We start from the raw sequence: 5603 nt of genomic DNA, 5'->3' as shown, positions 1-5603 counted from the left end.
CGGGGCCTCCGGCCAGCCCCGCGCGGATGCCAGCCCCGACAGGGCGGCCCGGGCGGAGCGGCCGGCCGCGAAGAGGTGGGGCACGGTGGGGCCGATGACGATCGGTCCCTCGTCGAAGTGCCCGGTGAGCGCCTTCACGCTCTGCTCGGGCTCGGTCAGGTTGCCCAGGATCGCGACCAGGCGCTGGCCCTGGACCGCGGCGAGGGCCTCCACGTGCAGTCGTGAGGCAGCGCGCCGCAAAGCGTCCACGACTCCGGCCGCGCTCCCCGAGGGTGCCGAACCTGCAACCACCGCAACGTCGTTCACCGCTCCCCAACCAAGTGCGGTGGCGCGCGACTGGAGTGAGTCGTCGGCTTCGCCGCGGAGCACGGCGTCGACGACGAGGGACTCGAGGCGTGCGTCCCAGGCACCCCTCGCCTCGGCGGCGTCGGCGTAGACCTGGGCGGCGGCGAAGGCAACCTCTCGGGAGTAGCGCAGCACCGCCTCGCGCAGGTCCTGCTCGTCGCCGGGCGCGGCCAGCCCGATGACCTCGTCCTCGACGACGTCGACGACCGAGCGGATCAGGTCGAGGGTCTGGCCGAGGCTGATCGACCGCGTCAGCTCCCGGGGCGCCGTGCCGAAGACGTCGCCGGTGACGTGCGGGTGCTCGTCTGGGTCCTTGTACCAGGAGACGAAGGCTCCGATGCCGGCCTGGGCGACCAGACCCACCCACGACCGGTCCTCCGCGGAGAGTGCGCGATACCAGTCGTGCCCGGTCTCCATCCGCCGGATCGCCTCGGTCGACAGGACCCCGGCGCCGCGCTCCACCCGGCGTCGGGTCTCCGCGGACGTGCGCGATCGGGCCATGGCCATGTCCGCAGCCTATTTGTATGCCGCCCACAAGCGCGAGGCACGCTCGTCACCCACCCTCGCGCTTGTTGCTGGGGAAGGGCGTGAATGTGACGCCTCCGTCCAGCAACAAGCGCGCAGGGTCTAGGACTCGCCGCCCTCGTTGCCGGAGGTGCCGGCGGTGACGTCGAGCAGGCGGTACTTCTCGGCCGCCTGCCCGGGCACGGCGGCATCCACCTCGCCGCGCCTGGCCAGCATCTGCAGCGTCCGCACCACGACCGACGGGCCGTCGATGTGGAAGTAGCGCCGCGCCGCCGGTCGGGTGTCGGAGAAGCCGAACCCGTCGGCGCCCAGCGAGGCGAAGTGGCCGGGCACCCACTGCGCGATCTGGTCCTGCACCGCCCGCATCCAGTCGGACACCGCGACGACGGGGCCGGGGGCGTCCTGCAGCTGCTGGGTCACGAAGGGCACCCGCTGTTCCTCGTCGGGGTGCAGGAACTGCCGCTCGTCGCACTCCAGGCCGTCACGCCGCAGCTCGCCCCAGGAGGTGACCGACCAGACGTCGGCGACCACGCCCCAGTCCTTGGCGAGCAGCTCCTGCGCCTCGAGGATCCAGGGCACACCGACCCCGGAGGCCAGCAGCTGGGCTCGGGGGGCGTCCTGGGCGAGGCCCTCGCCGGAGCCGGGCTTGAGGCGGTACATGCCCTTGAGGATGCCTTCGCCGTCGACGTCCTCCGGCTCCGGTGGCTGCACGTTCGGCTCGTTGTAGACGGTGATGTAGTAGAAGATGTCCTCGGGCTTCTCGCCGTACATCCGCCGCAGGCCGTCCTCCACGATGTGCGCGATCTCGTAGGCGTAGGCCGGGTCGTAGGCCACCACCGCGGGGTTGCTGGCCGCGAGCAGGAGGCTGTGCCCGTCGGCGTGCTGCAGTCCCTCACCGGTCAGCGTGGTGCGCCCCGCCGTGGCACCCAGCATGAACCCTCGAGCCATCTGGTCGGCCGCGGCCCACATGGCGTCGCCGGAGCGTTGGAAGCCGAACATCGAGTAGAAGATGTAGACGGGCACCATCGGTATGCCGTGCGTGGAGTAGGCCGTGCCGGCTGCGGTGAAGGCCGCGACCGAGCCCTCCTCGTTGATGCCGAGGTGCAGGATCTGCCCCTTCTCGGACTCCTTGTAGGCGAGCATCAGGTCGGCGTCGACCGAGGTGTAGTTCTGGCCGTGCGGGTTGTAGATCTTGGCCGTCGGGAAGAACGAGTCCATGCCGAACGTCCGGGCCTCGTCCGGGATGATCGGCACGACGTGGCGGCCGAACTCCTTGTCGCGCATCATCTCCCGCAGGATCCGCACGAACGCCATCGTCGTGGCGATCTCCTGCTTGCCCGAGCCCTTCTTGGCCAGCGCGTAGGCCTTGTGGTCCGGCAGCTGCAGCTGCTCGGCCTTGGTCCGCCGGTCGGGCACGAAGCCGCCGAGATTCCGGCGCCGGTCCATCATGTACTCGATGGCCGGGTCGTCCATGCCGGGGTGGTAGTAGGGCGGCAGGTAGGGGTCCTTCTCCAGCTGCTCGTCGGAGATCGGGATGCGCAGGGAGTCGCGGAAGCCCTTGAGGTCGTCCAGCGTCATCTTCTTCATCTGGTGCGTGGCGTTGCGGCCGGCGAAGTGGCTGCCGAGGCTGTAACCCTTGATGGTCTTGGCCAGGATCACCGTCGGCTGACCGGTGTGCTCCATCGCCGCCTTGTAGGCCGCATAGACCTTCCGGTAGTCGTGGCCGCCGCGCTTGAGCTTCCACCACACGTCCGCGTCGGACCAGTCGGACACCATCTCCTTGGTCCGCGGGTCGCGCCCGAAGAACTGCGAGCGCACGTAGGCGCCGTCGTTGGCGCGGAAGGTCTGGTAGTCGCCGTCGCTCGTCTGGTTCATGATGTGCACCAGGGCGCCGTCGCGGTCGGCCGCGAGCAACGGGTCCCAGCCGCGGCCCCAGATGACCTTGATGACGTTCCACCCGGCGCCGCGGAAGTAGGCCTCGAGCTCCTGGATGATCTTGCCGTTGCCGCGCACCGGGCCGTCCAGCCGCTGCAGGTTGCAGTTGATCACGAAGGTCAGGTTGTCCAGCTCGTCGTTGGCGGCGACGTGCAGCAGCCCGCGCGACTCGGGCTCGTCCATCTCGCCGTCGCCGAGGAACGCCCACACGTGCTGCTGCGACGTGTCCTTGATGCCGCGGTGGTGCAGGTACTTGTTGAACTGCGCCTGGAAGATGGCGTTCATCGGGCCGAGGCCCATCGACACGGTCGGGAACTCCCAGAAGCCCGGCATGTTGCGCGGGTGGGGATAGGACGGCAGTGCCAGCGGCTTGCCGTCGACGACGTGCGAGTGCTCCTGGCGGAACCCGTCGAGCTGCTGCTCGGTCAGCCGTCCCTCCAGGTAGGCCCGTGCGTAGATCCCGGGTGAGGCGTGGCCCTGGATGTAGACCTGGTCGCCGCCACCCTCGTGGTCGCGCCCCCGGAAGAAGTGGTTGAAGCCGACCTCGTAGAGGGTGGCCGCCGACGCGTAGGTGGAGATGTGCCCGCCCACACCGACGCCGGGCCGCTGCGCGCGGTGGACCATGACGGCGGCGTTCCAACGCATCCAGGCGCGGTAGGTGCGCTCCACGTCCTCGTCACCGGGGAACCAGGGCTCAGACTCGGGACCGATGGTGTTGATGTAGTCCGTCGTGGTGAGCGACGGGACCCCGACGTGCCGCTGGCGGGCACGCTCGAGCAGCTTGAGCATGACGTAGCGCGCGCGGGTGCGGCCGCCCTCGTCGATGACGCCGTCGAGCGACTCCAGCCACTCGTCGGTCTCCTCGGGGTCGATGTCCGGCAGCTGGCTCGGGATGCCGTTGAGGATGGGGCCGGCCTGGTCACGTGACACCACGGGAGTCCTTTCGCTCAGACGAGCGCCGCCGTTGGGCGACGCGGCCTCCATCCTCTACCCGAAGGGCTCGCGGTTCATAGTCGGGCAGGGTTACCGGCCGGTATGACGATCCTCGCCTCGCCGGCGTAGAGCGTCAGCCGTGGGTCGCGCACGAAGCCGGCCAGGGTCATGCCCGACTCCTGCGCGAGCTCGACGGCCAGGCTCGAGGGGGCGGAGACCGACGACAGGACGGGGATGCCCGCCATCAGAGCCTTCTGGGTGAGCTCGAAGCTCGCCCGGCCGCTGACCTGCAGGACGTGCCCGGTCAGGGGGAGGCGGCCCTCCCGGACCGCCCAGCCGATCACCTTGTCGACCGCGTTGTGCCGACCGACGTCCTCCCGCACGCACACGAGCTCGCCGTCGGCCGTGAACAGCCCGGCGGCGTGCAGCCCGCCGGTGCGATCGAAGACCTTCTGCCGAGCACGCAACGCCTCCGGGAAGGCGACCAGCAGGCCGGCCGCCAGACGCGTGCGATCCTCGCGGACGGCATACCGGCTGCGGGTGCGGACCTCGTCGATGGTGCGCTTGCCACAAAGGCCGCAGGAGCTGCTGGTGACCAGGGCGCGGGCCGAGCTGGGCTCCGGCACGGGGACGCCGGGCGCCAGGGTGGCGTCGACGACGTTGTAGGTGGGGCGACCCGACTCGTCCTCGTCCAGGCAGTGCATCAGCTGGGTGACGTCCTCGGCGGCGTTGATCAGGCCTTCGCTGAGCAGGAATCCGAGGGCCAGGTCGAAGTCGTCGCCAGGCGTGCGCATCGTCACCGCGATCGAGACCCCGCCCGCGCGGACCTCCAGGGGCTCCTCCACGGTCAGCGTGTCGGGACGGCCGACGACCGCCGGCGCGCCCGGGTCGCTCAGGTCGACCCGTCTCGCCGGTACGCGTGTCGTCACTCGGCCCATTCGGCCACTCTAGAGGAGCCGGTGCGGTGGGGTCGGTGGCCCAGTTCGAGCAGACTGCTTGCAACATCGGGCCAGACCTAGTGGACTACGCCTTGACAACACGCTCGTGCCGGCGGGGGAGCTCCTCGGCCGGCCTCTGGAAGGGAACAACACGTGGTTGCGACCGCGCAAGCGGCGTCGGCGAAGAGCTCGGCGGAGAAGCTGGGCTTTGCCGCAGGACAGATCGTGCAGGAGTTCGGCTACGACGAGGACGTGGCCGAGGACCTGCGACTCGGGATCGAGGACGTGATCGGTTCCGAGCTCGAGGACGAGGACTACGACGGGGTCGCCGATGCCGTGGTCCTGTGGTGGCGGGACGGCGACGGTGACCTCATCGACGACGTCGTGGACGCACTGACCGGGCTGGTCGAGGGTGGGTTCGTGGTGCTGCTGACACCCAAGGTCGGCCGCGACAACCATGTCGACGCGAGCGACATCGAGGAGGCCGCGCTCACCGCCGGACTGCACGCCTCCGGGAGTGTCGGGGCCGGCGCCGACTGGAACGGCACGAGACTCGTCGCCCCCAAGACCTCTCGCCGCTGACCTTTGCCGCCGTCGGCGCGCGACCTAGGGTGGAGGTCATGAGCATCCCTGTCGATCTCGCCGTCCTCGGCGAGACGCTGCGCGCCTTCGACTATGCCTACCTGGTCACGATCACCGAGGGGTCGACCGCGCACGTCGTCGCGGTCAGCCCTGTCGTTCGTGGTGACAAGGTCGAGATCGACGGGCTCGGGCGGCGCACCCTGTCGAATGCCGGTGAGCGGCCCGCCGTCACGCTGGCCTGGCCGCCCCGCGTGCCGGGAGGCTACTCCCTGATCGTGGACGGCACCGCCGAGACGGCCGGCGACGGTCTGGCGGTGTCCCCGAGCCGGGCGGTGCTGCACCGCG

At 70.2% G+C, this 5603-nt stretch carries 4 protein-coding genes and 1 pseudogene; 2 read left to right on the top strand and 3 right to left on the bottom strand.

Going from position 1 to position 5603, the window contains the following annotated elements; translation table 11 throughout:
• The 3 genes and pseudogenes from FRW57_RS16350 to fdhD all read right to left on the bottom strand — a co-directional run.
• Positions 1 to 852: pseudogene (locus FRW57_RS16350) on the bottom strand (PucR family transcriptional regulator); the annotation flags it as partial.
• A 120-nt stretch (positions 853 to 972) separates the two neighbouring features.
• The gene (aceE, locus tag FRW57_RS16345) at positions 973 to 3789 is read right to left on the bottom strand and encodes a pyruvate dehydrogenase (acetyl-transferring), homodimeric type (protein ID WP_152186496.1); all 2817 of its coding nucleotides are present in this window, start codon (positions 3787 to 3789) and stop codon (positions 973 to 975) included.
• Between the two features lie 23 nt (positions 3790 to 3812).
• Positions 3813 to 4676, bottom strand: a complete 864-nt coding sequence (fdhD, locus tag FRW57_RS16340) for a formate dehydrogenase accessory sulfurtransferase FdhD (protein ID WP_152186495.1) — start codon at positions 4674 to 4676, stop codon at positions 3813 to 3815.
• 153 nt (positions 4677 to 4829) lie between these two features.
• Between fdhD and FRW57_RS16335 the strand changes: the two genes are divergently transcribed.
• On the top strand, positions 4830 to 5258 hold the full coding sequence (locus FRW57_RS16335; protein ID WP_137120941.1) for a DUF3052 domain-containing protein: 429 nt from the start codon (positions 4830 to 4832) through the stop codon (positions 5256 to 5258).
• Positions 5259 to 5296: 38 nt separating this feature from the next.
• A partial coding sequence (locus FRW57_RS16330) for a pyridoxamine 5'-phosphate oxidase family protein (protein ID WP_152186494.1) occupies positions 5297 to 5603 on the top strand: 307 nt, incomplete at its 3' end.

This window comes from Segeticoccus rhizosphaerae (genome assembly GCF_009192725.1).
Classification (GTDB): Bacteria; Actinomycetota; Actinomycetes; order Actinomycetales; family Dermatophilaceae; genus Segeticoccus; species Segeticoccus rhizosphaerae.
This window is presented reverse-complemented; position numbering and strand designations above follow the sequence as displayed.

Bases quoted from the DNA above. Each gene is read 5' to 3' on its own strand.
- aceE (WP_152186496.1), bottom strand. From the start codon at position 3,789: ATGGAGGCCGCGTCGCCCAACGGCGGCGCTCGTCTGAGCGAAAGGACT.
- fdhD (WP_152186495.1), bottom strand. From the start codon at position 4,676: ATGGGCCGAGTGACGACACGCGTACCGGCGAGACGGGTCGACCTGAGC.